The organism is Streptomyces canus (assembly GCF_001514145.1).
GTDB lineage: Bacteria > Actinomycetota > Actinomycetes > Streptomycetales > Streptomycetaceae > Streptomyces > Streptomyces canus.
Window position 1 is genome coordinate 225,076 of the sequence record NZ_KQ948659.1, and the last position, 25,727, is coordinate 250,802.

Annotated in this window: 25 protein-coding genes, 1 pseudogene and 1 riboswitch; of the genes and pseudogenes, 14 read left to right on the forward strand and 12 right to left on the reverse strand. The window is 71.3% G+C overall.

Going from position 1 to position 25,727, the window contains the following annotated elements:
* The first annotated feature begins 3 nt into the window (after positions 1-3).
* Both AQJ46_RS14655 and AQJ46_RS14660 read left to right on the forward strand, forming a co-directional pair.
* Complete coding sequence (locus tag AQJ46_RS14655) at positions 4-1,356, forward strand: class II 3-deoxy-7-phosphoheptulonate synthase (RefSeq protein WP_020119869.1); 1,353 nt, start codon at positions 4-6, stop codon at positions 1,354-1,356.
* A gap of 158 nt (positions 1,357-1,514) precedes the next feature.
* Complete coding sequence (locus AQJ46_RS14660) at positions 1,515-1,739, forward strand: (2Fe-2S)-binding protein (protein ID WP_225887332.1); 225 nt, start codon at positions 1,515-1,517, stop codon at positions 1,737-1,739.
* Here AQJ46_RS14660 and bfr read toward each other — a convergent pair.
* Positions 1,736-2,215: a bacterioferritin gene (gene bfr / locus AQJ46_RS14665; protein ID WP_059206016.1), complete on the reverse strand. Its 480-nt coding sequence runs from the start codon at positions 2,213-2,215 to the stop codon at positions 1,736-1,738. The two genes, AQJ46_RS14660 and bfr, sit on opposite strands and share 4 nt — an antisense overlap.
* 177 nt (positions 2,216-2,392) lie before the next feature.
* On the opposite strand from bfr, the gene AQJ46_RS14670 reads away from it, so the two are divergent.
* Positions 2,393-3,025 (forward strand): sulfite oxidase-like oxidoreductase, encoded by a 633-nt coding sequence (locus AQJ46_RS14670; RefSeq protein ID WP_059206017.1) that lies wholly within the window; start codon positions 2,393-2,395, stop codon positions 3,023-3,025.
* A 3-nt stretch (positions 3,026-3,028) separates the two neighbouring features.
* Here the strand turns inward: AQJ46_RS14670 and AQJ46_RS14675 are convergent, their stop codons facing one another.
* A complete protein-coding gene (locus tag AQJ46_RS14675) occupies positions 3,029-3,526 on the reverse strand; it encodes a DUF4396 domain-containing protein (RefSeq protein WP_057618557.1) in 498 nt (165 codons plus the stop codon).
* A 236-nt stretch (positions 3,527-3,762) separates the two neighbouring features.
* Here AQJ46_RS14675 and AQJ46_RS14680 point away from each other — a divergent pair, with 236 nt between their 5' ends.
* The 5 genes from AQJ46_RS14680 to AQJ46_RS14700 all read left to right on the forward strand — a co-directional run bounded on the left by AQJ46_RS14680 (position 3,763) and on the right by AQJ46_RS14700 (position 9,063).
* Complete coding sequence (locus tag AQJ46_RS14680) at positions 3,763-4,461, forward strand: Crp/Fnr family transcriptional regulator (protein WP_059206018.1); 699 nt, start codon at positions 3,763-3,765, stop codon at positions 4,459-4,461.
* Between the two features lie 105 nt (positions 4,462-4,566).
* The gene (locus tag AQJ46_RS14685; RefSeq protein ID WP_059206019.1) at positions 4,567-5,307 is read left to right on the forward strand and encodes a nucleotidyl cyclase domain-containing protein; all 741 of its coding nucleotides are present in this window, start codon (positions 4,567-4,569) and stop codon (positions 5,305-5,307) included.
* On the forward strand, positions 5,304-7,505 hold the full coding sequence (locus tag AQJ46_RS14690) for a hypothetical protein (RefSeq protein WP_059206020.1): 2,202 nt from the start codon (positions 5,304-5,306) through the stop codon (positions 7,503-7,505). Before AQJ46_RS14685 ends, AQJ46_RS14690 begins: the two co-directional genes overlap by 4 nt.
* Complete coding sequence (locus AQJ46_RS14695) at positions 7,502-8,578, forward strand: hypothetical protein (RefSeq protein ID WP_059206021.1); 1,077 nt, start codon at positions 7,502-7,504, stop codon at positions 8,576-8,578. Before AQJ46_RS14690 ends, AQJ46_RS14695 begins: the two co-directional genes overlap by 4 nt.
* On the forward strand, positions 8,575-9,063 hold the full coding sequence (locus AQJ46_RS14700; protein ID WP_059206022.1) for a Pycsar system effector family protein: 489 nt from the start codon (positions 8,575-8,577) through the stop codon (positions 9,061-9,063). Before AQJ46_RS14695 ends, AQJ46_RS14700 begins: the two co-directional genes overlap by 4 nt.
* A 40-nt stretch (positions 9,064-9,103) precedes the next feature.
* Here AQJ46_RS14700 and AQJ46_RS14705 read toward each other — a convergent pair whose 3' ends face one another.
* The 5 genes from AQJ46_RS14705 to thiO all read right to left on the reverse strand — a co-directional run bounded on the left by AQJ46_RS14705 (position 9,104) and on the right by thiO (position 14,339).
* The gene (locus AQJ46_RS14705) at positions 9,104-9,967 is read right to left on the reverse strand and encodes a deoxyribonuclease IV (protein ID WP_059206023.1); all 864 of its coding nucleotides are present in this window, start codon (positions 9,965-9,967) and stop codon (positions 9,104-9,106) included.
* Between the two features lie 123 nt (positions 9,968-10,090).
* Positions 10,091-12,022 carry a Stk1 family PASTA domain-containing Ser/Thr kinase gene (pknB, locus tag AQJ46_RS14710; protein ID WP_059206024.1) on the reverse strand — a complete coding sequence of 644 codons (1,932 nt, stop codon included), beginning with the start codon at positions 12,020-12,022 and terminating at the stop codon, positions 10,091-10,093.
* Positions 12,023-12,177: 155 nt separating this feature from the next.
* Complete coding sequence (locus AQJ46_RS14715) at positions 12,178-12,975, reverse strand: thiazole synthase (RefSeq protein WP_059206025.1); 798 nt, start codon at positions 12,973-12,975, stop codon at positions 12,178-12,180.
* A gap of 3 nt (positions 12,976-12,978) precedes the next feature.
* Positions 12,979-13,179 carry a sulfur carrier protein ThiS gene (gene thiS, locus AQJ46_RS14720; RefSeq protein WP_059206026.1) on the reverse strand — a complete coding sequence of 67 codons (201 nt, stop codon included), beginning with the start codon at positions 13,177-13,179 and terminating at the stop codon, positions 12,979-12,981.
* Positions 13,176-14,339: a glycine oxidase ThiO gene (thiO, locus tag AQJ46_RS14725; RefSeq protein ID WP_059206027.1), complete on the reverse strand. Its 1,164-nt coding sequence runs from the start codon at positions 14,337-14,339 to the stop codon at positions 13,176-13,178. Before thiO ends, thiS begins: the two co-directional genes overlap by 4 nt.
* Positions 14,337-14,448, reverse strand: a riboswitch (TPP riboswitch). Its footprint overlaps the gene before it by 3 nt.
* Before the next feature lie 52 nt (positions 14,449-14,500).
* On the opposite strand from thiO, the gene AQJ46_RS14730 reads away from it, so the two are divergent.
* The 6 genes from AQJ46_RS14730 (at position 14,501) to AQJ46_RS14755 (ending at position 19,549) form a co-directional block, all read left to right on the forward strand.
* Entirely contained in the window at positions 14,501-14,851 is a 351-nt protein-coding gene (locus tag AQJ46_RS14730) for a hypothetical protein (RefSeq protein WP_059206028.1), read from the forward strand.
* Positions 14,852-14,883: 32 nt separating this feature from the next.
* Positions 14,884-16,098 carry an NAD(P)/FAD-dependent oxidoreductase gene (locus AQJ46_RS14735; RefSeq protein WP_208616936.1) on the forward strand — a complete coding sequence of 405 codons (1,215 nt, stop codon included), beginning with the start codon at positions 14,884-14,886 and terminating at the stop codon, positions 16,096-16,098.
* Positions 16,099-16,370: 272 nt separating this feature from the next.
* Positions 16,371-16,742: an Rv2175c family DNA-binding protein gene (locus tag AQJ46_RS14740; RefSeq protein ID WP_020119884.1), complete on the forward strand. Its 372-nt coding sequence runs from the start codon at positions 16,371-16,373 to the stop codon at positions 16,740-16,742.
* Positions 16,743-16,835: 93 nt separating this feature from the next.
* Positions 16,836-17,486 carry a thiamine phosphate synthase gene (gene thiE, locus AQJ46_RS14745; RefSeq protein ID WP_059206029.1) on the forward strand — a complete coding sequence of 217 codons (651 nt, stop codon included), beginning with the start codon at positions 16,836-16,838 and terminating at the stop codon, positions 17,484-17,486.
* A gap of 123 nt (positions 17,487-17,609) precedes the next feature.
* Positions 17,610-18,533, forward strand: coding sequence for a methylenetetrahydrofolate reductase [NAD(P)H] (metF, locus tag AQJ46_RS14750; protein WP_059206030.1), 924 nt, complete (start codon positions 17,610-17,612; stop codon positions 18,531-18,533).
* Between the two features lie 56 nt (positions 18,534-18,589).
* Positions 18,590-19,549: an SCO2102 family sporulation regulator gene (locus AQJ46_RS14755; RefSeq protein WP_059206031.1), complete on the forward strand. Its 960-nt coding sequence runs from the start codon at positions 18,590-18,592 to the stop codon at positions 19,547-19,549.
* Between the two features lie 16 nt (positions 19,550-19,565).
* On the opposite strand, the gene AQJ46_RS14760 is transcribed toward AQJ46_RS14755, so the two are convergent.
* The 5 genes and pseudogenes from AQJ46_RS14760 to AQJ46_RS14780 all read right to left on the reverse strand — a co-directional run bounded on the left by AQJ46_RS14760 (position 19,566) and on the right by AQJ46_RS14780 (position 25,587).
* A complete protein-coding gene (locus AQJ46_RS14760) occupies positions 19,566-21,068 on the reverse strand; it encodes a phytoene desaturase family protein (RefSeq protein ID WP_079072268.1) in 1,503 nt (500 codons plus the stop codon).
* Between the two features lie 10 nt (positions 21,069-21,078).
* Positions 21,079-21,708, reverse strand: coding sequence for a DUF4126 domain-containing protein (locus AQJ46_RS14765; protein ID WP_059206032.1), 630 nt, complete (start codon positions 21,706-21,708; stop codon positions 21,079-21,081).
* A 385-nt stretch (positions 21,709-22,093) separates the two neighbouring features.
* The gene (locus AQJ46_RS14770) at positions 22,094-22,726 is read right to left on the reverse strand and encodes a TetR/AcrR family transcriptional regulator (protein WP_059206033.1); all 633 of its coding nucleotides are present in this window, start codon (positions 22,724-22,726) and stop codon (positions 22,094-22,096) included.
* Between the two features lie 47 nt (positions 22,727-22,773).
* Positions 22,774-24,857 (reverse strand): annotated as a pseudogene (locus AQJ46_RS14775) (YhgE/Pip family protein).
* Positions 24,829-25,587, reverse strand: a complete 759-nt coding sequence (locus tag AQJ46_RS14780) for an ATP-binding cassette domain-containing protein (RefSeq protein ID WP_079072270.1) — start codon at positions 25,585-25,587, stop codon at positions 24,829-24,831. The pseudogene AQJ46_RS14775 and the gene AQJ46_RS14780 overlap by 29 nt, the downstream one beginning before the upstream one ends.
* Positions 25,588-25,727 lie beyond the last annotated feature (140 nt).

Sequence of the window (25,727 nt, forward strand, 5' to 3'; positions counted from 1 at the left end):
GACGTGACCGTGAACGCTAAGACCAGCGCGAGCGCTGGCAACACCTGGCGAGACCTGCCCGCGGCGCAGCAGCCCGAGTACCCCGACACCGAGGCTCTGCGCGCAGTGATCGCGGACCTCGAGTCGTATCCGCCGCTCGTCTTCGCGGGCGAGTGCGACCAGCTGCGCGCCCGGTTGGCGGCCGTCGCCAAGGGAGAGGCGTTCCTCCTCCAGGGCGGCGACTGCGCCGAGGCCTTCGACGCCGTGTCCGCGGACCACATCCGCAACAAGCTCAAGACCCTGCTCCAGATGGGCGCCGTGCTGACGTACGCCGCCTCGGTGCCGGTCGTGAAGGTCGGCCGGATCGCCGGCCAGTACTCCAAGCCGCGCTCCAAGGGCACCGAGACCCGCGACGGCGTGACGCTGCCGACGTACCGGGGCGACTCGGTCAACGGCTTCGAGTTCAACGAGAAGGCCCGCATCCCGGACCCCGAGCGCCTGAAGCGGATGTACAACGCCTCCGCCTCCACGCTCAACCTGGTGCGCGCCTTCACCACCGGCGGCTACGCGGACCTGCGCCAGGTGCACGCCTGGAACCAGGACTTCGTGAAGTCGTCCCCGTCCGGCCAGCGCTACGAGCAGCTGGCGCGCGAGATCGACCAGGCGCTGAACTTCATGCGGGCCTGCGGGACCGACCCGGAGGAGTTCAAGACCGTCGAGTTCTACTCCTCCCACGAGGCGCTGCTGCTCGACTACGAGTCGGCGCTCACCCGCGTGGACTCGCGCACCGGGCGGCTGTACGACGTCTCCGCGCACATGGTGTGGATCGGTGAGCGCACCCGGCAGCTGGACCACGCGCACATCGAGTTCGCCTCGCAGATCCGCAACCCGATCGGCATCAAGCTCGGCCCCACGACCACGGCCGAGGAGGCGCTGCAGTACATCGAGCGCCTGGACCCCGACCGTGAGCCCGGCCGGCTGACCTTCATCGTCCGCATGGGCGCCGACAAGGTCCGCGACAAGCTGCCCGAGCTGGTCGAGAAGGTCACCGCGTCCGGCGCGACCGTGGCCTGGATCACCGACCCGATGCACGGCAACACCTACGAGGCGGCCTCCGGCCACAAGACCCGCCGCTTCGACGACGTGCTCGACGAGGTCAAGGGCTTCTTCGAGGTCCACAAGGGCCTGGGCACCCACCCGGGTGGCATTCACGTCGAGCTCACCGGTGACGACGTCACCGAGTGCGTGGGTGGCGGCGACGAGATCTTCGTCGACGACCTGCACCAGCGCTACGAGACGGCCTGCGACCCGCGCCTCAACCGCAGCCAGTCCCTCGACCTGGCGTTCCTCGTCGCGGAGATGTACAGGGACCAGTGACGGGGGCACCTGTTACCGGCACGTGAATGGGGCGCGGATCACATACGATCCGCGCCCCGCTCCACTTTTGCGCTTCCTGAGCGCCGGGTAAGGTTAGGTTAGCCTCACCGATCATCGGGATGGCGAGACCGAGCAATCCCGGCGGGAGGTGGAGCCGCGTGTACATCTGCAGTTGCTTCGGCATCACTGAGCAGCAGGTCAAGAAGCACGCCGAGGACGGTGCCTGCACCCCCCGCCAGGTGGCCTCCGCCTGCAAGGCGGGCACGGACTGCGGTTCGTGCGTACGACGTATCCAGGCGCTCCTGCGCCGGGGCGAGTACCCCCGCCGTGAGCTCGCCGAACAGGGCAAGCCGGCCCTCGCCGCACTGGACGAGGCCGCCTAGCTCTCCGGCTGCTCGATCAGCTGCGCGATGTAGAGCGCCTCGCCGAGCTTCTCCAGAAGCTCCAGCTGCGTGTCGAGATAGTCGATGTGGTGCTCCTCGTCCGCGAGGATCGACTCGAAGATGTTCGCCGACGTGATGTCGCCCTTGGTGCGCATCACCTCGATACCGCGCTTGAGGCGGTCGATGGCCTCGACCTCGACCTGCCGGTCGGCCTCGAACATCTCCTTGACGGTCTGGCCCACGCGTACGTGGAACAGTCGCTGGTAGTTCGGCAGCCCCTCCAGGAAGAGAATGCGGTCGGTCAGCACCTCGGCGTGCTTCATCTCGTCGAACGACTCGTGCCGCGTGTACTTCGCGAGCTTCGTCCAGCCGAAGTTCTCCTGCATCTTCGCGTGCAGGAAGTACTGGTTGATCGCGGTGAGCTCGCCCGTGAGCTGCTCGTTGAGGAATTCGATGACCTCGGGGTCGCCCTGCATCGCAGAGGCTCCTTCCAACCGTGGGGAACTGGCAGGTTGCGCCGCATCCTCGCACCGGTGAAGAAGATCGTCCAGTAAGTCTTCACTTAGTAAGTAAGGGCATGCTTAGTCCAATTTGCGGGGGTTCGGGCGAGCGCTGGTCGGGTGCATCCCCTCGGGTCTGTCAGGATGGAAGGCATGGGTCAGCCGGTGGAGAGTGAGAGCGGAGAAGCGGCACACTCCGAGCTTCCGCCGGGGCAGCGACTGCAGCGCGGCTGGCCGGTCACGCACTACGGCCCGGTCCCCAAGTTCCGGCCCGAGCGCTGGGAGTTCCGGGTCTTCGGCGCCACCGCGGACAGCGAGAAACACTGCTGGAACCACGAGGAGTTCACGGCGCTGCCGTACACCACCGTCGTGGGCGACCTGCACTGCGTGACGAAGTTCAGCATGCTCGGTGCCGAGTGGGGCGGAATTCCCGCCCGCACGATCCTGGAGATCGCTCCGCCCGCGCCGGCGGTCACCCACGTGATGGTCTGGGCCGAGTACGGCTTCAGTTCCAACCTCCGCCTCGAGGACTTCGCGTCCGAGCGCGCGATCTTCGCCACCCACAAGGACGGGGAACTGCTGACCGCGGAGCACGGCTTTCCGCTCCGGCTGGTCGTCCCCCATCTGTACGCCTGGAAGGGGCCCAAATGGGTCCGTGGCGTCGAGTACATGACCGCCGACCGCCGGGGCTTCTGGGAGGAGCGCGGCTATCACAACGTCGGCGATCCCTGGAAGGAACAGCGGTACTCGTACCAGGAGCAGCCGGGGGACGGCCCCGAGCTGTGACGGTCAGTGCGCGTGGTGCTGGTGGACCACCGCGTGACCCTTGCCCCGCCCGATCATCCACTTGTTGACCGGCACGGTCACGACGAACGCTATGGCCAGCGAGATCGCCAGTGACGCCCAGAACAGCAGGTCGGCGAGTTCCGCGTCCATGGCGTCCGGCCACAGGACGATCACACCGTTGTCGATGAGCTCCATCACGGCGATGGAGAGGGTGTCGGCGGCCAGTGCCACCCGGACCGCGGCCCGGAAGTCCAGGCCGCCCTTCAGGGCCCCGCGCAGGGTGAGCGAGTAGCCGAAGACGAACGCGAGGACGATCGCCAGGACGGTCGTGGGCAGATTGCCCCAGCCGAGCGCGGTGCCGATGACCATGCCGAGCACCTCGCCGATGGCGCAGCCGGTGAGGCAGTGGAGGGTGGCCTGGACGGCGACGGCCCAGGTGGCGCCCGGCTGTGCGGCGTCGGAGTGCCCGGTGTGGGCGTGTGCGGTGTGCTCGTGGTCCACGGCTGACCTCCGGTGTCGGATGACGGATGCTTCCACAGAGGCCGACTATATACCCCCTAGGGGTATCGGTGTGAAGGTTCGGACGTCGTTCCGCTAACTGACAGCACATTCCGTGCCCAGAGCGCTACGCTGAGATCCTTGCCTGGCGGGAAGCGTCGGGTGGAGACGGATCCAAGGGGCCTTCGGGGTTCCGCTTGCGGTCCGGTTCGGGGGAGAGCGGTACACGGGGGACGACGGTGGGGCTGTTCGGAGAGCGGCATACCTTTTTCGCGGGTCTCGGCCCGGCGGACCGGGAGGCGTTGACGGGTCTCGGCACCCGGCACGAGTACTCACCGCACGACACGCTCCTCGCCGAGGGCGACCGCACCACGTTCGTGGTCGTCCTGCTCAGCGGCTGGTGCACGGTGTGGACGCCGACCGAGCGCGGCGGCCGTCTGATCCTGGCCCTGCGTCGGGCCGGCGAGGCCGTGGGCGACATGGCGGCACTCGACGGCCGTCCCCGCAGTGCCTCGGTGAGCGCCCTCGGTCCGGTGACCGGCCTGGTCGTACCCGGCGAGCGCTTCCGGCGCTTCCTGGCCTCCCGACCGCTCGCCAACGCGCTGATGACGATCCAGCTCACCGAGCGGCTGCGCAGCGCGGACCACGAGCGCCGGGCCCTCGCCTCCATGACGGTGTTACAGAGGCTCGCGGAACGCCTGGTCGAACTCGCCGACCGTACCGGCCGGCTGGAGAACGAGGCCGTGACCATACGGCTCCCCCTCGCACAGCACGAACTGGCCGCTTCCGTGGGCTCCACCCGCGAGGCCGTCGCCAAGGCTCTGCGCCTGTTGCGCGAACAGGGCCTGGTCCGCACCGGCCCCGGCACCCTCGCCGTGGCCGACCTGGATCCCCTCCGCCTGCTCGCCGCCGGACAGCCCCATGGCACGCAGACCTAGAAGCACCCGACGCCGCGCTGTGTAAACGGCTACAGCGGCGATCGGCAGGCTCCGCGACCATCCGAGGAGCCGGTGGTTCGACGGGACGGCAGGGAGGAGAGAACGATGGAGGAGGTTGCCGAGTACGGCTTCATCGTCAACGTGGACGCGCAGGGCTCGGGCCTGTTGTCCGACACCGAGAAACCCGGGATGCGGCGCAGACTCTACGAGGTCACGAACACCGCTTTCGAACAGGCCCGTATCCGCGCTCCCCGGCTCTACCAGGAGGACCGCGGCGACGGCATCCTCAGCGTCCTCGCGCCCGACGTGCCGCCGCAGCGGGTGGTGGGGGAGTGGCTGGAGTACCTCCACCAGAACCTCCGCCAGATCAACCGCGACCTCAACAAGCCCCTGCGGCTGCGCGTGGGCCTGCACATCGGCCCCGTCACGCGCGACGCACACGGCCGCTCCGGGCGGGCCGTCGATCTCGCCTGCCGGCTGGGCGACTGCGACACCGCGAAGGCGATCCTCAAGGCCGCGGAGGGTGCACCCCTGGTGGTGGTCGCCTCCGACCGGCTGTACGAGGACGTCGTGCTCGCCGGCGGACGCTGGGTGGAGCCGGACCATTACCGCCGCCACGAGGTGGAGCTGAAGGAGGGCCGCAGGGCCGCCTGGTTCACGGTGCCCGGGCTGCCGCAGCCGCCCGACCCGGCGACTGCGGCGAAGGACCTCCCGCCCGAGCCGCCGCAGCCCCAGGGCACCGGGGACAGCTTCGTCCAGAACAACCACCACCACGGCAGCGGCCAGTTCATCGCCAACGGCAACGTCGACACGTTGCACATCAACCAGCACGGCGGTGACCGGTGAACGCGCAGAGCCCCCAGCCTCCCCAGGGCAACCCGAAACCCCAGCAGCAACAGCCGCAGCAGAAAGCCGAACCGGACAAGTCCGCCGGCCCCGACCAGGGGAGCGGCCCGGAACAGCCGCAGTCCGACGTCATCGGCGGCACCGCGGCCGACCCGCTCGGCGAGGAGGCGCTGCCCGGAGCCGCGGCCGCCGCCTCCAGGATCTACCGCTCGACCGTGTCCTCGCACGGCTCCGGAACCCTCATCAGCTCCGGGTCAGTCCACACCATGAACTTCTACGGCGGACAGGCGGCCGAGCGGCTGCTCGCCGGCCCGCTCCCCGAGGACGAACTGCGCAGGCTGCGCCGGGTCTTCCAGGAACCGAAGGACTACGGCGACCACCGCGGGCAACTGCGCGACGGACGGCTCCTGGTCCTCCTCGGCCGTCCCGGTACCGGCCGCTCCTACACGGCGCTGTCCCTGCTGGACGACCTGACCCGCGGCCAGGTCTCGCGGCTCGATCCGCGCACCGACCTGGACAAGCTGGACGACAACCAGATCGACGAGGGCCACGGCTATGTGCTGGAACCCAGCGCCGTCGGACTGCCCGACGAGACCGGGTTGGACCGGCTGTGCGAACTGCTCCGCAAGAAGCAGGCCTACGCGGTCCTGCTGGCCACCCCCGAACCCGGGGACGTGCTCTCCCGCGGCGGCCGCTACTACCGCGTCCACACCCCGGCCCCCCAGACCGCCGTACTCGAAGGTCACCTCGCCGACGAACTCGACGAGGCGGGACCCGAGGCCTACGAGCGGGCCCGGGTCATGGCGCTCGATCCCGAGGTGGTGGAGGCGCGGGGCCTCGACGAGCTGCGGCCCGCGGAGGCGGCCCACTTCGCGACCCTGCTGGCCCGCAACACCCGGGGCGAGCTCACGCACGACGAATTGCTCGCCGCATGCCGGAAGTTCGCCGAGCGCCAGGCCGCCGAGTGGTTCGCCGGCGGCGTCCGCTCGGAAACCCCCGAGCGGTTACGGGACGCGGCCTACCGGATCGCCGTCGCCGTCCTGGACGGGGCCTCGCTCAGCGCCGTCGCCGAGGCCGCCGAGGTGCTCGCCTGGGAACTGGCCGTCACCGTCGATCCGGAGGCGACACCCGGCCGCCCGCTGTTCAGCGACGGCGTCGACGCCCGGCTGGTCTCCGCCCGCGCGGTCGCCGAACTCGGCACGGAGGAGGTCGGCACCGAGGAGGTCCCGGTGCGCACGGTGCGCTTCGCCGGTGAGGCTCTCGCCCCGGCCGTCCTGGGCCACCTCTGGCAGCACCGGCACAATGCGCGCGGGCCCGTGCTGCGATGGCTGGCCGGACTGTGCGAGGACGACCGGCCGCAGGTCTGGGTGCGGGCCGCCGTCGCGGCCGGGCAGCTGTGCCGCCTCGACCTGTCGCACACCGTGCACGAACTGGTCCAGCCCATGGCCCAGGCCAGGCAGGCCCGGCGCCGGCTGTTCGCCGCGACCGTGCTCGACGTGGCCCTGCGCTCCCCGGACGTCGGCGGCGCCGTCCGCGCCCTGGTCGGCTCCTGGGCCCGGCACGGCGACGAACAGCTGCGCTGGACGGCGGGCGCCGTGCTCGGCAGGGGGCGGGCCACGGCCACTCCGCGCGAGTCACTGGACCTGCTCGGCGGGATCGGTGCCTGGGACGAGGGCAGGCTACGGGCCGACGCGGCCGTCCAGGTCGCCCACTTCGCCGGCGCCCACCCCGACGGCCGGACTCCCGGCCGGATCCGCGCCTGGCTGTCCGACGAACGCCGGCCCCACCAGGACCTCGGTCTGCAGAGCACGATCTTCCTGGCCTCCGTCTCCGTGGTCGATCTCTGGAACCAGCACGACGACCTGGCGGGTCACGGCGACTGGCCGCTGATGCTGGCCCTCGCCGCCGTCCGGCCCGCCCAGGCCGCGGAACTCGCCGGGCTCCTGTGGACGGCTCTGCAGACCCCGCGGTCCTACGAGGCCGCCGTCGACGCCCTGTCCGGCTGGCTCCGCGACTCGGCCGAGCAGCCCTGGGCCGAGTGCCTGGAGCGGTTCCTGCCGCTGCTGGTGCACAGCCAGGACGACCGGGACCGGCTGCTGTCGCTGATCAAGGAACTGACCGAAGACCCCGACCAACCACTGAACGAACAGCAGGTCCGCCGTCTGTGGGGGGCGGTCCAGGGAGCGAGTACACGATGACGCACAACCAGTGGGGTCAGCAGTGGCCCCGGCAGGACGAGGAGTTCGTCCTGCCCCACGACCTCAGAGGCCCTTTCGTACGCGAGTTCGCCCCACAGGCCGCCTACCGGCACCGCAACAGCCAGGTGGCCTCGGTGCTCTACTACAAGAACGGCGGATACAGCATCCTCACCGTGCGCGGCGCCGAGCACGTCAACAAGCCGCTGATGGGCAAGCCCACCTCGGTGTGCTGGGTCGCCCGCGGTCAGCACCAGGTCTCCTTCCAGCTCGAACTGCCCACCTACGGCGACCGGTCGCGGTTCAAGGCGGGCGCCGACGTCAACTGGGAGGTGCGCGACTTCTACCTGGCCGCCGAGAAGCGGGTGGTCGACGTGGAGCGCATGCTCCGGCCGCCGCTGGAAGCCCGGCTGCGGGGCATCAGCCGACGCTACAGCCTGGACTCGGCGCAGCAGGTCGACGAGGCGATCCAGGACGAGCTGGCCAGCGGCCGGTGGAACGACTTCGGCGCCGACCTCGGCCTGGTCACCCAGGTCTTCATCCGTATCGACCTGGGCCAGGCGGCCGCCGACCATCAGGCCCAGATGGTCGCGGTGGAGACGGGCAGCAAGGTCCAGGAGGCCATGGACATCGCCCACAAGGCGAGGATCGCCGCCAACCTCGACGACGCGCAGAAGTTGATCACCGCGGGCGAGACCGTCCAGTACGCCACGATGCTGGCCCAGGACCCCAGCCGGGCGCACGAGATCCTCGGTGTGCTCCAGCAGCAGGCCCGCGAGCAGCGCCAGGGCGCCCTGGACTATCTGACCAACCTGATCAACCAGGGTGTCGTCCAGCGCCACCAGATCGACGAGCAGGTCCAGGCCCTCATCGACTACAGCCGTACGGTCGCCGGCGGCGTCTTCCCGAACGGGCTGCCGCAGGCGCCGACCTCGCTGCCGATACCGCCGATGCCGCCCGCCCCGCCGCTGTCCCCGGCCGACGCACCGCCGATCCCTCCCGCGCCGTCGGCCGACTCGGTCCCCGGGGAAGGCACGGGAATGGAGTACGACCACGGTTCCGGGGCCCGCGAGTGACCCCAGGCGAACCGGAGGCCGCGCAGTACGTCGCCGAGCGGCTGCTGCTGACCGTGCGCGAGGACCTGGGCAGGGCGGACGTGAAGGCGTCGATCCTGCTCTCGGGTGCCGTGGCGGTGCCCGCGTTGGCGCTCGGCCGAGGGGTGCCGACCGGGGCCTCGGGGGTTGCCCTGGGACTCCTCGCGGCGGGCGGGGCACTCTGGGCGGTCGGCACGCTCCTGCTCCTCGCGGTGGTCCTGCCCCGTACCGGCACGGTCCGCTCGGTTCCAGGTCCGACGTACTACGCCGACGCCCTTCGTGTCACGGACCTGGAGGCCTTGCGCCGTGCCACCGCCGAGGTCGGCGCGGACCGGGTGAGCTGGCTGCTGATCCAGTTCCAGGACGTCAGCGTCATCCTCTCGGCCAAGTACCGCTGGCTGCGTCGGTCGATGGGGCTGCTCGGGGCAGGGCTGTTGCTGGCGTTCCTGTCAGCCCTCGTGAGCTGACCCGGTCGTCTCGGCTTCCTCCCACCGGCCTCGGGCGGCCTCAGCCGTTCCGGAGTTTCTTCAGCCGTTCCACGTCCGCCGCGTGGCCCTCCTTGCCGCCGGGTGTCTCGATGATCAAGGGGACGCCCTCGGTGGCGGGGTGGGTCATCAGGGCACGGAACGGGTTCTCGCCGATATGGCCCGAGCCGATGTTCTCGTGGCGGTCCTTGTGGGCGCCGACCACGTCCTTGGAGTCGTTGGCGTGGATCAGCTTCAGTCGGCCCTCGCCGACGGTCTCCACCAGGAGGTCGAGCGTCTGGTGCATGCCGAACGGGCCGGTCAGGTCGTGCCCGGCGGCGAAGATGTGGCAGGTGTCCAGGCAGACGCCCAGCTTCGGGTGGGCGTCCAGGGCCTCGAAGTACGGGCCGAAGTCCCACGTGCGGGAACAGAGCGAGGCGCCCTGGCCCGCCGTCGACTCCAGGAGCAGACACGGGTCGTCGTCGTGGGTGAGCTCGTCGAGGAGCGGCAGCAGGTGCTCGCGCACCTGCTTCAGGGCCACGGAACGGTCGCGGCCGCCGGTCGCGCTGCCGGTGTGCACGACGACGCCCAGCGCGCCGATCTCGCGTCCGCGCCGAAGGGAGTGCCGGAGCGAATCGACCGACCTCTCCACGGTCGCCTCGGTGTGCGAGCCGAAGTTGATCAGGTACGGGGCATGGACGTACGCCGGGATCGCGTCCTCGGCACAGGCCTCGCGGAATGCCTCGTCCTGCCGCGGGTTGCCGACGGGGGTGGCCCAGCCGCGCGGGTTGGCGACGAAGACCTGCACGGTCTCGGCGTCGAGGTCACGGGCGTACGACAGGCCCACGGAGTGCAGGCCGCCGGCCACGGGGACGTGGCCGCCGACGGGGTTGCGCTGAGTTGTCACCGGTCAAGGGTGCCATTGCCTGCGGCGCTTGAGGGGGTGGGGGCGGCGTCGGGCATGCGGCTGCGGGCCGGTGGGGGCCGGGTGCGCAGTTCCCCGCGCCCCGGGGTGGGCGCGGAGCGTCCGTCAGCGAATGGTGATCGTGATCGTCGAACCCTTGGGGGCCGTGTCGCCGCCCTTCACGGACTGTTTCTTCACCGTGTCGCCGAACAGGCCGAGCAGGCCGCGGTCCTCGTCGACCTGGAAGCCCGCCTCCTCCAGTTCGGTCTTGGCGTCGTCGACGCTGTCACCGGTGACGTCCGGGACCTCGATCATCTCGGGGCCCTTGGAGATCGTCAGGGTGACGGTGTCGCCGTCGGCGGCCTGGCTGTCGCCGGCCGGGGTCTGCCTGGCGACCTGGCCCGCGTCGTACTCGGAGTTGACTCGCGTGGTGGCGATCTTCACCTTCAGACCGGCCTCCGTCAGGTCGGCCCTGGCGTCGGCCAGGTCCTCGCCGGTGACGTCCGGGACGTCGACCGGGGCGCCCTTGCTGACGGTGAGCGCGATCGCCGAGCCGGCGCGCAGCGTGGTGCCGTCCCCGGGATCCGTGCTGATCACGAAACCCTTCGGTACGTCGTCGCTGAACTCCCGGGTGACCATGCCCGGTTGCAGCCCTTCCGCCTTCAGCCGGGTCCTGGCGGTGCTCAGCGCGTCCCCCTGCACATCGGGCACCTTCACCGTCTGCGGGCCCTTGGAGACGGTGATCGACACGGAGTCGTTGTTCCGTATGCGGGCGCCCACGCCCGGGTCCGTGCTGATGACGGTGCCGCGCTTCACGGTGTCGCTGTAGGCGTACGTGACCTTGCCGGTCTCCAGACCGGCCTCGTCCAGCCGGTCCCGGGCCTGTGCCTCGGTCTTCGCGAGGAGGGCCGGGACCTGGGTGAACTGACCGGAGTTGATGTACCAGACGCCCGCACCGAGCCCGAGGGCCAGCAGGATCGCGGCGACGATCAGAAGCGGGCCGCGCCGGGGGCCGCCGGAAGAACGGCCGCGCCGGGAAGGCGGGGGCGGCGGGCTCTCCAGGCGGCTGGTGCGGTGGTACACTCGCTCGTCCTCGTTGACCGGCAGGGGACGCGGCACGGTAAGCGTGCGCGGGATCACGCTCGTGCGGTTCTCGGCGCCCGCGTACTCCGCCGCGAGCGCCTGCGGCGGTACCGCGTCCAGCTGGTCGGCGCTCAGCCTGCCGTGTGCCTCGCGGGTCTGCGCGAGCAGCGCCACGGCGTCGTACGGACGCAGGTCCGGGGTGCGGGCGGTGGCCGACGCGACCAGTTCGTCCAGTTCGTACGGCAGCCCCGGGACCACGGCCGAGGGCGGCGGGACGTCCTCGTGGAGGTGCTTGTAGAGGACGACGGCGGGTGAGTCGCCGTCGTGCGGGCGGTCGCCGGTCAGCATCTCGTACAGGACCACACCGCACGCGTACACGTCGACGCGGGCGTCCGCGGTTCCCGGCTGCTCGATCTGCTCGGGCGAGAGATAGGACACGGTGCCCAGTACGGCTCCGGTGGTGGTGGTCACGGTGTCGACCGACCGCACGAGTCCGAAGTCGGCGACCTTGACCCGGCCGTCGTCCCCTATCAGGACATTCTCCGGCTTCATGTCCCGGTGCACGAAACCCGCGCGATGCGCGGCGCCGAGCGCGGCGAGCACGGGCTCCAGGATGTCCAGGGCGGCGCGCGGCTGCAGGGCACCGCGCTCACGCAGCACGTCGCGCAGGGTGCACCCGGCGACGTACTCCATGGCGAGATAGACGTACGACCCGTCGGTGCCCTGGTCGAAGACCTGCACGACGTTGGGGTGGGCGAGCCGGGCGACGGACTTGGCCTCCCGGATGAACCGCTCGACGAAGGTCCCGTCCGCCGCGAGCGCGGGGTGCATCACCTTGAGCGCGAGCACGCGGTCCAGACGGGTGTCCAGGGCCCGGTAGACCGTGGCCATCCCGCCGACCGCGATCCGCGCGTCCACGCGATAGCGGCCGTCGAGCACCTGCCCGACCAGCGGGTCCTGAAGGGTCGTATCCACGCAGGTGAGTCTACGAGCCGTCGCTGACAGCCCGTCCTGTTCGGCCGATATCGAGGCGGGACTGCAGCGCAGCTGTGACGCAGATCGCGCAGAGTCGCCGGTCGGGGGCGGGTGTGCCGCTGGGTCACCTCTCTCGCCCCAGGACCCCCATCAGGTCACTGGAAGGCGGGCCGCTCCGGATCCAGTACCGCCCTGCCCTCCACCGGGGACGACGCCTCGGCGAAGTGCCGTCGGGGGATCCGCCCAGCCCGGTACGCCAGCCGCCCCGCCTCCACCGCGTGCCGCATCGCGTGCGCCATCAGCTCGGGCTCCTGCGCCCGCGTCACCGCTGAGGCGAGCATCACACCCGCGCACCCGAGCTCCATCGCCAGGGCCGCGTCCGACGCCGTGCCCGCTCCCGCGTCCAGGATCACCGGCACACGCGCGTGCTCGACGATCAGCTGGAAGTTGTGCGGGTTGCGGATGCCGAGGCCCGAGCCGATCGGTGAGCCCAGCGGCATGATCGCCGCGCAGCCCACGTCCTCGAGCTTCCGGGCGAGCACCGGGTCGTCGTTCGTGTACGGCAGCACCGTGAAGCCGTCGTCCACCAGGGTCTCCGCCGCGTCCAGCAGCTCTATGGGGTCCGGCAGAAGGGTGCGCTCGTCGGCGATGACCTCCAGCTTGACCAGGTCGGTGCCGAGCGCCTCGCGCGCGAGGCGGGCCGTCAGGACGGCCTCTCCGGCGGTGAAACAGCCCGCCGTGTTCGGGAGTACCCGGATGCCGAGCCTCTCCAGTACGGACAGCACCGAGCCGTGCACCGAGGGGTTCACGCGCCGCATCGCGACCGTCGTCAGCTCGGTGCCGGAGGCGACCAGCGCTCGCTCGAGCACGTCCAGGCTGGGCGCTCCGCCCGTGCCCATGATCAGCCGGGACGAGAAGGACGTATCGCCGAGGACAAAGGGATCGTCGGCCATGGCTCAGCCTCCTTGGACGGCGGTGAGGACTTCCACGCGGTCTCCCTCGGTCAGGGACGTCGAGGGCCACTGCGCGCGCGGGACGACGGTCTCGTTGAGCGCGGCGGCCACCCCGGACGGCGCCGGCGTCAGCGCCCGCACGACGGTGTCGAGAGCCGTGCCGGAAGCGAACTCCCGCGGCTCCCCGTTGACGGAGATGTTCATGCCGGCTGCTCCAGGAGTTCCGTGGCGGCGAATCGCCTCGGGGTGAACGGGCGCGCCACGTCGGGGAGTTCACCGGTCGTCAGGACGTGCGCCATGGCGTCCCCGGTGATCGGCGTGAGCAGCACGCCATTGCGATAGTGGCCGGTCGCGAGCACCAGCCCGGTCAGTTCCGTGGGCCCGAGCAGCGGGGCGTTGTCCGGGGAGCCCGGGCGCAGTCCCGCGCGGGTCTCCGTCAGCGGCAGCTCGGTGATGCCGGGGACGAGTTCGTGGGCGTCCCGCAGCAGCTCGTACACCCCGCCGGCGGTCACCGTCGTGTCCCAGCCCAGCTCCTCGCTGGTCGCGCCGATCACCAGTTCGCCGTTCTCCCGCGGCACCAGGTAGACCTGGCTGCCGCGGACCACGGCCCGCACAGTGCGGCTCAGGAAGGGCGCGCGGTGCGGAGGCACGGTCAGCCGCAGCACCTGGCCCTTCACGGGCCGCACCGGGGGCAGGACGTCCGCGGGGACCCCTTCGAGGCGGCCGCTGAGGCTTCCGGCGGCGAGCACCACCTGGCCCGCGCCCAGCTCGTCGCCGTCGGTCGTGGTGACCCCCGCGGCCCGGTCCCCGGCGACACGGAGGCCCTTGGCCCACGCGCGGTGGAAGCCGACACCCGCCTGCTCGCACGCGGCCAGCAACGCGCGCGTGAGCCGCCGTGGATCGATCTGGTGGTCGCCGTCCACCCGCAGTCCGCCCCGCACCCCTGGTGCCAGCATCGGCTCCAGGCGTCGGCACTCCCGGCCGGACAGCCACTCCGACTCCAGCCCCGACTGCCGCTGGAGCGCGTGCAGTTCGCGCAGGTGGGCGCGGTCGTCGGCGTCCAGGGCCACGGCGAGCGTGCCGCAGCGGCGGTAGCCGAGGTCGAGGCCGGTCAGTTCGGTGAGCTCGGCCGCGAAGTCGGGATAGCGGTGGGCCGAGGCGAGGTTCAGCCCCAGCAGGGTGTGCTCGCCGTAGTGCAGTTCGGTGACCGCGGCCAGCATCCCGGCGGCCACCTGGGCGGCCCCGCCGCCCGGTTCGGGGTCCACGACGGCCGTGGTGAGTCCGCGCTGCGCGGCCCGCCAGGCCGTGACCAGGCCGATGATGCCGCCCCCGACGACGAGGACGTCTGACGTACGTGAGGACATGGGCGTCCAGCCCCTCCCTTCGCCGGCATGACCCGGATCAGGTTCGTACGGTCGGAGGCCGCCAGCCTCCCTCTCAGCCCGGTGCGTCCGGGCTCCCGCGAGTGCTCTACGTTGGCCACCCTAGCCCGTGCCCGCGCGCCTCTGTAAGGGAGCCTTCCGCCATGCCCCGCTCGCTCGACGGTCTCGTCCTCGCCCCGGTGGCCGATCAGGCCCCAGGTCAGGTGGGTACGCGGACCCGGTTCACCTACCACGAGAAGGACGGGCAGATCTGGGCCGAGTACGCGGGCGGAGACGTGGTACGCGGACATCTCATCGGCACGCGCGCGGAGGACCGTCTCGACTTCCGGTACGTGCAGCTCAAGCACGACGGAACGACATCCTCCGGGCACTGCGTCTCGACAGTCGTGGCGCTTCCCGACGGCCGGCTGCGGTTGGAGGAGACGTGGGAGTGGGAGTCGCAGCCGGGCAGCGGGACGAGCGTTGTGGAACAGGTCACTGAGCACGACTCCTGACTGACTGATTGTCAGGTGACTAGGGTGATCAAATGAGCGAGCAGACGCAGGCGCAGCGGCGGGTGGTCGTGGTCGGCGCGGGCATGGCCGGCGTGCAGACCGCCGTCGCCCTGCGCGAACAGGGATTCAAGGGCACGGTCACGGTGATCGGCGCGGAACCCCATCAGCCGTACGACCGTCCGCCGCTGTCCAAGGCCGTCCTGCTCGGCAAGGCCGAGGGCTCCGCCTTCGACGTGGACTTCGAGGCCCTCGGCATCGAACTGCTGCTCGGCCGTGAGGCGCTCGGCGTACGTCCCGAAGCGCACGAACTGGACACCGAGGCCGGGCCGGTCCCGTACGACGCCCTGGTCCTCGCCACCGGTGCCGAACCGGTCCGGCTGCCCGGCACAGAGGGTGTGCAGGGCGTGCATCTGCTGCGCACCCTGGACGACGCCGAGCGGCTGCGCCCTGTGCTCGCCCGGCAGCACGACATCGTGGTCGTCGGCGCGGGCTGGATCGGCGCCGAGTTCGCCACCGCCGCGCGCGAGGCGGGCTGCGCGGTGACGGTCGTGGAAGCCGCGGACCGGCCGCTCGCGGGCGCGCTGCCCGCCGAGGTGGCCGCGCCGATGACCTCCTGGTACGCCGACGCGGGTGCCGTGCTGCGCACCCACGCGCGCGTGCAGCGCGTCGAGCCCGGCGCGGTCGTCCTGGACGACGGCTCCCGGGTGGCCGCGGGCGCGGTCGTGGTGGGTATCGGCGCCCGGCCCGCCACGGCCTGGCTCGCCGGTTCGGGCATCGAACTCGGCGCCCACCGCGAGGTCGTCGCCGACGACCGGCTGCGCACGTCCGTGCCCGACGTCCACGCGGTCGGCGACTGCGCCTCCTTCCCCTCGGGCAGGTACGGCGAGCGCCTGCTGGTCCACCACTGGGACAACGCCCTCCAGGGCCCCCGCACGGTGGCCGCCGACATCCTGGGCGAGACCCGTACGGTCTACGACCCCGTCCCGTACTTCTGGTCCGAGCAGTTCGGCCGCTTCGTCCAGTACGCCGGCCACCACGCGTCCGCCGACACGACGCTGTGGCGCGGCGAGCCGTCGGGCCCCGCCTGGACGGTGTGCTGGCTGCGCGAGAACCGCCTGGTGGCCCTTCTCGCGGTGGGGCGGCCCCGCGACCTGGCCCAGGGCCGCCGCCTGATCGAGGCGGGCGTGGAGATGGACCCGGAGCTGCTGACGGACCCGGCGAGGCCGCTGAAGGCGGCGACGGCGTAGGGCGACGGCCTGGCGGCTCGGCCCGCCCCCGAAACCTCCCGGGCGGAGTCCGCCGACGCCTGCCGACCGGGCCTGCGTGCTCCGGCGACCGGGTGTCGTGTGGTGCTGTCGACCGGGGCTCGCTCGGCTTCGATGGCTGGGCCCGCCTGGCTCCGACGGCCGGGACCGCCTGGTTCTGTGGCGGTCGGCACCCGGTGATCATGCCCCCCCGGTTCCCCCGCCGGGGGCGCCCCGGCTTCCGACTGTCAGTGCGGGATGGCACGCTTAATCCCGTGACCGAGATTGACGCAAAGATCGATGCTCTCGTCCCCGCCTGGCTCACCCTCCCCGACATCGCAGAGATGCTCGATGTCGAGGTGACGCGTGTGCGGCAGCTGGTCAAGGACGGCCAGCTCATCGCCGTACGCCGTGGTGAGAACCGCGCGCTGCACGTCCCCGCCGCCTTCATCGACGGGGCCGAGCAGAAGGTCGTCAAGGGCCTGGCCGGGACCTTGACGCTCCTGAGGGACGACGGCTTCACCGACGAAGAGATGCTGGAGTGGCTCTTCACGCCCGATGAGAGCCTGCCCGGCACCCCCGCACAGGCCCTGAGCGAGAATCGCGGCACGGAGGTGAAGCGCCGGGCCCAGGCGCTCGCCGTCTGATCCGAACCACACCTGCGTACGGGCCGTGACCGCCGTGGCCGCGGCCACGGCGGTCACGGCCCGTACGCCACCGAACCCGGGGGAGACTCACGCATGCCCGCCACCACTCGTGACCGGCTCGCCGGCGCCCGCGTCTACCTCTGCACGGACGCCCGCAAGCGCCAGGGCGACCTCGTTGAGTTCCTGGACGCGGTCCTGGCCGGGGGCGTCGACATCGTGCAGCTGCGGGACAAGGGCATGGAGGCGGCCGAGGAACTGGAACATCTCCAGGTCTTCGCCGACGCCTGCGCGCGGCACGGCAGGCTCCTCGCGGTCAACGACCGGGCCGACGTCGCCCACGTGGCGGGCGCCGGTGTACTGCACCTCGGCCAGGGCGACCTGCCCGTCCCCGCCGCCCGCGCGATCCTCGGCGACGACATCCTCATAGGCCGCTCCACACACGCCGAGGCGGAGGCCGCCGCGGCCGCGGTCCAGGTCGGCGTGGACTACTTCTGCACCGGCCCCTGCTGGCCGACCCCCACCAAGCCCGGCCGGCACGCCCCCGGCCTCGACCTGGTCCGGTACACCGCCGCCCTCGGCACCGACCGCCCCTGGTTCGCCATCGGCGGCATCGACCTCGCCAACCTCGACGAGGTCCTGGACGCCGGTGCCCGCCGGGTCGTGGTCGTCCGGGCGATCACCGAGGCGGACGACCCGGGCGCGGCCGCCGCGGAGTTCGCGAAGCGGTTGAGTGACACGGAGTGAGGGGCTGGTATTCGCCGGTCGCATGATCGGCCCGGTGTCCGAGGGGTGGACAACAAGTCGACAAAGCGGGCAAATTTCCCTGATCCGGTTGGGCGACCGCTGCCCCCTGGCTAACCTGCCGGTATGGCCCTAGGAACCGCATCCACCAGGACTGACCGCGCACGCACGGTGCGCGACATGCTCGCCGCGGGCAAGACGACGTACTCCTTCGAGTTCTCGGCGCCGAAGACCCCCAAGGGGGAGCGGAACCTGTGGAGCGCGCTCAGGAGGGTCGAGGCGGTCGCTCCGGACTTCGTCTCCGTCACCTACGGCGCCGGTGGCTCCACCCGCGCGGGCACGGTCAAGGAGACCCAGCAGATCGTCGCGGACACCACCCTGACCCCGGTCGCCCACCTCACCGCGGTCGACCACTCCGTCGCGGAACTGCGCAACATCATCGGCCAGTACGCCGACGCCGGCATCCGCAACATCCTGGCCGTGCGCGGCGACCCGCCCGGCGACCCGATGGCCGAGTGGGTGGCGCACCCGCAGGGCCTGACCTACGCCGCCGAACTCGTCCGGCTCATCAAGGAGTCGGGCGACTTCTGCGTCGGCGTCGCGGCCTTCCCGGAGATGCACCCGCGCTCCGCGGACTGGGAGGGCGACGTCACGCACTTCGTCGACAAGTGCCGCGCCGGCGCCGACTACGCCATCACCCAGATGTTCTTCCAGCCGGAGTCCTATCTGCGGCTGCGTGACCGAGTCCACGCGGCGGGCTGCGAAACCCCCGTCATTCCCGAGATCATGCCCGTGACCAGCGTACGGATGCTGGAGCGGCTACCACAGCTCAGTAATGCGATCATCCCCTCCGCCCTGAAAGAGCGGATCCTCACAGCAAAGGACGATCCGACCGCTGTACGCTCGATCGGAATCGAGTTCGCCACGGAGTTCTGCGCCCGGCTGCTGTCCGAGGGAGTGCCCGGACTGCACTTCATCACGCTCAACAACTCCACGGCGACACTGGAAATCTACGAAAACCTGGGTCTGCACCATCCACCGCAGGCCTAGACCGGCCGCACGGATATACGACACACTGCGTAGCGGTCACTGGGAGAGGGGCGTACATGGGCTGGACGGTCCTCTACATCGCGTTCGGAATCGTCGCGCTGTGGCTGCTCGGCGAGGTGCTGCTGCAGTACAAGGCACGGCTGCGCTGGCGGCTGCTCGCCTTCGTCGGCTTCCTCGCCGTGGTCCTCGGCGTGCTGATGCCGTCGGTGGTCGTCATCGGGCTGGGCGCGATCGCCTTCGCGGTCGGTCAGACCTACGTCACGCTGTCGTTCCGCCGCGGCTTCGAGCAGGGCTGGGCGGTCAACCCGCCGGCCGCGCTGGGCGGTCTGACCGGCGGCAAGAAGAGCCGTCGTGAACGCGGCCGCGAGGAGCCCGACCTGGAGGTCTCCGACCTCGAGGCAGGCGACGAGGCCGGGTACGACCAGGGCCGGCCGGACTCCTCCGGCTACGGCCACGACGACTACGACCGCGACGACGTCTTCACGCCCGCGCGCTCCGCCGCGCCCACGGCCGCCGAGACCACCTCGGTCTACGAGCCGCAGCCCCTGCCGGACGACACCGGCTCCTACGGCATATACAACGACTCCTCCTACGCCGGTGACCAGTCCTACGCGTCCGCGGGCCAGACCCAGGACCAGTGCGCGACGGCCGCCGCCGACCAGACGTACGGATACGACGGCTACTCCGGCTACGACCAGCAGCAGTACGGCTACGACCAGGCCGGGCAGCAGCAGTACGCCGCCTACTCCGACCCGTACATCGGCACGCAGACCTATGGCGCGGGGTCGTACGACGCCTCCTACGGCGGCCAGCAGCAGTTCGTCCAGCAGGGTTACGACCAGTACGGCGGGACGTACGGCGGCGAGACCCCGGCCGGCGGGGTGTGGGTGCCGCAGCAGCGCACCGACGAGTCCTACGGCGGCGAACTCCCGCAGGAGCAGGGCTACTACCAGGACAACGGCGGCCAGGGGCAGCAGAACCAGGGCCAGGGGTACGACGAGCAGTACCGCTTCTGAAGCGGGGCGGCTCCGGTCACTGAGAACCGCGGAACTCCGGTCCTTCCACGATCAGTCCGGCCACCAGCGAGCCCGACATGCCCGCGTGGGAGAGACCGCCGCCGGGATGCGACCAGCCGCCGGCCGTGAACAGGCCAGGTACCGCCGTGCTGTTGGACGGGTGCAGGGTGCCTTCGCCGCCCGCCAGCGAGGGCGGGGGGACGGCGCCGCCCGTGGCCCCGGTCTCCCGCTCGGTGTGCACAGGCGTCCGCACCTCGCGCCAGAGGATCCGCTCGCGCAGGCCCGGCACCGCCCGCTCGGCGGCGGCGACCATGCGGTCCGCGAAGGCCTCGACGACTCCCGGGGTGGCCCAGTCGTACCCAAGGCCGCAGGGCACGGTCGCCGTCAGCACCACGGACTCGTGGTCCGCGTCGGGGCGCAGGGCAGGGTCGTCCGGCCGGTCGATCCGCACCGTGAGGTCGGGCGTCTCCCCGTGCGAGAAGAGGCCCAACTCGCCGTCCGGGTCGGGGCTGTAGACCACCGTGCGGTGCACGGTGTCCGGCTCCCGCGCTCCGCGCAGGGCGAGGCACACCACGACCCGGCCCGGGTGCAGGTCCTCGGCGTCGGGAAGGACGTCCTTCGCGCCGTAGAGCTCACGACCCGGTACGAGCCCGCGCAGTCGCCAGGGTCCGGTGCCGACGACGGTGTCCGCCTCCACGACCACCCCGTCGGACAGCTCCAGGCCCGCCGCGCGACCGTCCTTCTCCAGGACGCCCGTCACCTCGGCGCCGAAGTGGAACTCGACCTTGCGCTGGACGCACCGCTCGTACACCACCCGCGCCAACTCCCGCATGCCGCCCCGGACATACCAGGTCCCGAAGGCGTGCTCCATGTACGGCAGGACGGCCGCGCTCGCCGGCGCGCTACCGGGGTCGACGCCGTGCGCGAGCGCATGGCCGTACAGCAGGGCCGCGAGCCGCGGGTCCCGCAGCTCCCAGGCGCCGATCTCGTACAGCGTGCGGGCCTGTCGGGTGCGCAGCAGCCGTTTGTGCGGCACCCCGGGGTAGGGCTCGCGCTGCAGCACCTGCCAGTTGGGCCACAGGGGCTCCTCCAGCAGCGGCCTGCGGGTGCGGTCCCAGGCCTCGCGGGCCCGGATGAGGAAGTCGCCCCAGCGTGCGCCCGCGCCCGCGCCGAGGGCCTCGTCCAGCGCGGCGACCACTCCCGCGCGCGAGGCGTTCGGCAGGGACACCTCGGTGCCGTCCGTGAAGATGTGCCGCGACGACGGATCGACCTGGACCAGCTCGACGACCGACTCAAGCGGCTCCTTGCCGGTCTTGATGAACAGATCGCGGTAGACCGCGGGGAGGGTGAGCAGTCCCGGCCCGGTGTCGAACCCGAACCCGTCCCGCTCCAGCCGGCGCACCGCACCGCCGTACGTCTCCGTACGCTCGTACACCGCCACCCGGTGGCCCGCGACGGCCAGCCGGGCAGCGGCCGCCATCGCGCCCATCCCGGCGCCGATCACCGCAATCCGTGCCATGCGTGCGACTTTATCGGCCGCCACTGACACTCCGGCCGCGGGCGGCCGGCTTGCCGAGGCGTTTCTCCTCCCGGCGTCGGGCCCGGCGGCGTCGGAATCTTCGGATGCGGGAGATCAGGAAGAAGAGCGTCAGCAGGCCGGCCAGCAGCAGTACGCCCGCGATGACCGCGGCCGCCTCCGGGTGGAACATGGCGAAGGCGACGACGCCGCCGACCCCGAGATCCTCGGCCAGACTCACGATCACGTTGCTGAAGGGCTCGGGTGAGGCGTTGACCGCCATACGCGTGCCCGCCTTGACCGTGTGGCTGGCCAGAGCCGTCGAACCGCCGATCAGGCCCGCCGCCACATCGGAGAGCGAACCGCTCTGACCTGCGAGCAGCGCGCCGACCCAGGCGCCGGCGACGGGACGGATCACGGTGTGGACCGAGTCCCAGGCCGAGTCGACGTACGGGATCTTGTCCGCCACCGCCTCGCACAGGAACAGCACGCCCGCCATGACGAGGACCTCGGGGCGCTGCAGGGTCTCGGGGACGTCGTCGCTCAGCCCCGTCGCGCCGAACACGCCGAGCAGCAGCACCACCGCGTAGGCGTTGACACCGCTGGCCCAGCCGCTGGTGAAGACCAGGGGGAGTACGGACACGGACGCGATCGTAACCAGTCGGCCGCGGTGCGGTCTGGGGGTGAGTGCGCAGGACTGAGTATCCGTACCTAGGGGGCGAGATGAGTACGCGCGCGGATGGGCCCCGACCTGCTCGAACGAGAGAGTGGAGCCACGGCGAAGGGGAACGGCTCCGGCACCGGCGACACGGGGCGCCGGAACGGAGCCGCCCCGGATCCGCTCCTTCCGCCGGCCGTGGTCGGCGGGAGCGAGGCACGGGGGAACCCGGGAAAGCGGGGGAACGACCGAACGGGGGCCCAACGGGGGGTACGGGGGAAATCGGGGGAGCAAGGGAAGGCGCCGGTTCGAGGTGGCCCGCGGGGGACGCGGCCACACCGGACCGGCGCTTTCGCTTGTCGGCCTCGGGTCATCCCCGGCGCCCGCTCACCCGCCCCTGCAACAGCCGCGACAGCGCCGCGTGCACGTCGTCCAGAGAGCGCTCGGGCTGGAAGGACTGCCAGTCCAGGGCGGCCACCAGGACCATGCCGACCAGGGCGGAGGCGGTCAGCGGTACGTCGATCTCGTCGCTGAACTCGCCGTTCTCCACGCCTTCGCGCAGGACGCCCTCCACGACCGCCACGGCCTGCTGACGGACCACCATGAGCGTGGACTGCCAGGCCCTGTTGGTGCGCCACAGCTCGGCCACGTACAGCTGCGTGAAGGCCGGGTAGCGGTCGATGAAGACGAGACCGGCCCGGATCATCGCGTCCAGGGCGTCCACCTTGCCGCCACCCGCGCGTGCCGTCGATTCCGCCGCCTCCCTCAAGGAGGCGGTGAGAAGGCCCACGCCGTGCCGCAGCAGTTCCTCGAAGAGGACGGACTTGCTCGCGAAGTTGTAGTAGACCGTGCCCTTCGCGACTCCGGCCCGCTCGGCGATCTCGTCGACCGTGGTGGCGGAGAAGCCCTGCTCGGCGATGAGCGTGACGGCCGCCTCGTAGAGCTTCTGCCGGGTGGCCTCGCGGCGCGTGCTGACGCCCGCCGTGGCGCTGCTGCTTTCCATGGTTCTGATTCTCACAGGTGAGGCCGCTTTTGAGGTCGCGGAAGGGCTCACAGGGTCAGCTCCGGGTGCAGCCGGTCCAGCGTCCACACCTGCCGGCGCCGGGCCGACAGGGCGGTCAGCGCGAGGGCGCCCGCGGTGAACGCGAGGAGCACCACGCACGCGTGCCACACCGGAGTGAGACCGCCGCCCGTGATGAGCCTCCTGAGGGCCTCCACGACGTAGCTCATCGGCAGGAAGGGGTGGATCGCGTTGAAGAAGCCCGGGCTGGTCTGGACGGGGTAGGTGCCGCCCGCGGACGTCAGCTGGAGCATCAGGAGAGCCAGGACCAGGATCCGGCCCGCCGCCCCGAAGCGTGCGTTCAGCCATTGGACGATCGCCGCGAAGCAGGCCGTCACCAGGAAGAGGAAGCCCACGGTCCCGGCCGCCCGCGCCATCTGCAGGCCGATCGCCCAGTGCAGCACCGACATCAGGGCCACGGTCTGCAGCACTCCGATCGCCACCACGGGCAGCCACCCGGCCAGCGCGATCCGCCAGGCCGCGGCACCGGCGGCGAGCGCACGCCGGTTCATCGGCGTGATCAGCATGTACGCCACCATCGCGCCCACCCACAGCGACAGCGGGATGAAGTACGGGGCGAACCCGGTGCCGTAGTTCGGCGCCTTGTGCAGGTCCCTGGAGACCAGTTGGACCGGATCCGCCATCACGTCGGTGCGCCGGTCGCGGTCCTTCTTGTCGTAGTCGGGGATCTGCGAGGCGCCGTCGTGCAGCCCGTCGGAGAGCTTCTCGGAGCCGTCGGCGAGCTTGTACATGCCGCCGCTCAGGTCGTCGGCTCCGGTCCTGAGCCGGCCGACGCCCTCGTCCAGGTCCTGTGCGCCGGTCCTCGCGGTGCCGAGGCCGGAGTGGAGCGTCCTGGCGCCGGCGGCGACCTCGTCCGCGCCCTGGTTCAGCTGGTTGATCTTCGCTACGGCGTCGTCCAGGTCCTCGGAGAGGCGGGGCGCCCGGTCGGCGAGCGCCCGGGCCTGCTGCTGGAGCGTGGCGAGCCGGCCGTCGAGCTTCTTCAGGTCGCCGTTCTGGTCGGCGACGAGAGCGTTGACGTCGTCGGCGACCTTCGCCACGTCGGCGGCGGCCTGCTCGGCCTTCTTCAGGTCGGTGCAGGCCGGGTCCGGCAGCACGGGGTCCGTACAGCGCGCCTTGTAGACGGCGTTCAGGGTGGCGGCGGCCTTGTGTGCCCCCTCGGCGGCCGCCGGGGCGGTCCTCACCAGGGTGTCGAGGTTGTGGCGGACGGCTCCGGCCGAGTCGGCGACGAGCCGCGCGGTGTCGCCGATCGTCTTCTCGTTGCCTTCGAGGAAGGGGCCCACCTTGGCCGCGACCCCGTTGACCTTGTCGGCGAGGCTCTGGGTCCCGTCGGCGACCTGCTGTGCGCCGTCCGCGAGGTCACCCGAGCCCGTGTCGAGCTTCGCCAGCCCGTCGGAGAGCTTCCCGCTGCCCGCCTCGGCGTCCTTCAGGCCCGTGGCGAGGTCCTCGGATCCCTTCTCCGCCTTGCCGATGCCGCCTTCCAGGTCGTCAGGCCGTCGGCGGCCTTCACCGTGGCGCCGTGGATGTCGGAGAAGGAGATGAAGATCCGGTCCAGGAAGGACCGCGACGCCTTCGTGGACGCGGCCCGGCGCACCTCGGCGAAGACCGTCCGTGAGATCTGCCCGACGATGTAGTTGTTCGAGTCGTTCGTACGGACCTGCAGGGCGCCGGTCTCGGGGGAGTCACCCGCACTGGAGGCGATCCGCTTGCTGAAGTCGGCCGGCATGGTCAGCGACAGGTAGTAGGTGCCGTTCTCGACACCCTTGCGTGCCTCGGCGGCGCTCACGCGGTGCCACTCGAAGGTGTTGCTCTCGCGCAACCCTTTGGTGAGGTCGTCGCCCGCGGTTAGTTTCGTGCCGTCGGCGGTGGCGCCCCTGTCGTCGTTCACGAGGGCGACGGGGATGCGGTCCAGGCGGCCGTACGGGTCCCAGAAGGACCACAGATACAGGGCGCCGTAGAGCAGCGGCAGCACCAGCAGCGCCACCAGGGCGGCGCGCGGCAGCTTCCCCCTGCCGAAGCGGCGCAGTTCAAGCGCGGCCAGTTTCGGCGAGCGCATCGGTCGTCTCCTTCCGGGGGTGCGTGTCCTCTTGCGGTTCAGGTCGCGTGGACACCGTCACGGCGTCCTCCGGGGCCTCGCTGCACACCGCCACGACCGTCGTCCCGGCCGCGGCGAGGGACCTCAGCAGAGCCCAGGCCTCGGTCCGCTCGGCGTCCGACAGCTTCAGGTCCAGGTCGTCGACGGCGAGCAGCCGCGGACGGCCGATCAGGGCCAGGGCGATCGACAGCCGCAGGGCCTCCAGGCGTTCCAGATCGCGTACGGCCGTTCGCGCGCCCTTGGGCAGCGCTTCCCGGTCGAGGCCGGCGGCCGTCAGCGCGGTGTCGATCCTCAGCATCGCCTCTGACCTGCGCTCCTCGCGCGGCCGCAGCAGCGCGCGCACCGAGTCGCCGAACCGGCGCTGCAGCAGCGCCCGTTCACGCAAGTGCTCCGCGACGGTCAGGGCCGGGTCGAGGTCGGTGACCCCGGCGACGTTCGCCGGCGCGCTGAACCGGCGCACCGCCGCCAGCTGCTTCGGCAGCCGCGCCCCACCCACGGTCGCCGTCCCCTCGGTGGCCTTCATCCGCCCGGTGAGCGCGAGCAGCAAACTCGTGCGGCCGGACCCCGAGGGTCCCTCCACGGCGATCAACGCGCCGGGCTCCGCGGCGAGGTCGACGCCGCGGAAGGCCCAGCCGCGAGGGCCCTCGAGTCCGAAACCTTCGGCCGTGACAGCGATTCCGTCCACGGCCACCCCCTGATCTTCTTGAATCGAGAACTTTTTGAACTGACTGGTCAGTGCAAAAACTAACCCGAACCTTCGATCGAAGCAAAAGCCCAGGTCAGAACGGATTGTCAGTGGCATACCTCACGATGGGCACATACGGCACTCCG

What these genes read in the sequence shown, in the direction of transcription:
- AQJ46_RS14735 (WP_208616936.1), top strand. Translation starts at nt 14,884, where the DNA reads ATGAGCGAGCAGACGCAGGCGCAGCGGCGGGTGGTCGTGGTCGGCGCG.
- AQJ46_RS14770 (WP_059206033.1), bottom strand. Translation starts at nt 22,726, where the DNA reads ATGGAAAGCAGCAGCGCCACGGCGGGCGTCAGCACGCGCCGCGAGGCC.
- metF (WP_059206030.1), top strand. Translation starts at nt 17,610, where the DNA reads ATGGCCCTAGGAACCGCATCCACCAGGACTGACCGCGCACGCACGGTG.
- thiO (WP_059206027.1), bottom strand. Translation starts at nt 14,339, where the DNA reads ATGTCCTCACGTACGTCAGACGTCCTCGTCGTCGGGGGCGGCATCATC.
- AQJ46_RS14670 (WP_059206017.1), top strand. Translation starts at nt 2,393, where the DNA reads ATGGGTCAGCCGGTGGAGAGTGAGAGCGGAGAAGCGGCACACTCCGAG.
- bfr (WP_059206016.1), bottom strand. Translation starts at nt 2,215, where the DNA reads ATGCAGGGCGACCCCGAGGTCATCGAATTCCTCAACGAGCAGCTCACG.
- AQJ46_RS14730 (WP_059206028.1), top strand. Translation starts at nt 14,501, where the DNA reads ATGCCCCGCTCGCTCGACGGTCTCGTCCTCGCCCCGGTGGCCGATCAG.
- AQJ46_RS14760 (WP_079072268.1), bottom strand. Translation starts at nt 21,068, where the DNA reads ATGGCACGGATTGCGGTGATCGGCGCCGGGATGGGCGCGATGGCGGCC.
- thiE (WP_059206029.1), top strand. Translation starts at nt 16,836, where the DNA reads ATGCCCGCCACCACTCGTGACCGGCTCGCCGGCGCCCGCGTCTACCTC.
- AQJ46_RS14685 (WP_059206019.1), top strand. Translation starts at nt 4,567, where the DNA reads ATGGAGGAGGTTGCCGAGTACGGCTTCATCGTCAACGTGGACGCGCAG.
- AQJ46_RS14715 (WP_059206025.1), bottom strand. Translation starts at nt 12,975, where the DNA reads ATGGCCGACGATCCCTTTGTCCTCGGCGATACGTCCTTCTCGTCCCGG.
- AQJ46_RS14695 (WP_059206021.1), top strand. Translation starts at nt 7,502, where the DNA reads ATGACGCACAACCAGTGGGGTCAGCAGTGGCCCCGGCAGGACGAGGAG.
- thiS (WP_059206026.1), bottom strand. Translation starts at nt 13,179, where the DNA reads ATGAACATCTCCGTCAACGGGGAGCCGCGGGAGTTCGCTTCCGGCACG.
- AQJ46_RS14755 (WP_059206031.1), top strand. Translation starts at nt 18,590, where the DNA reads ATGGGCTGGACGGTCCTCTACATCGCGTTCGGAATCGTCGCGCTGTGG.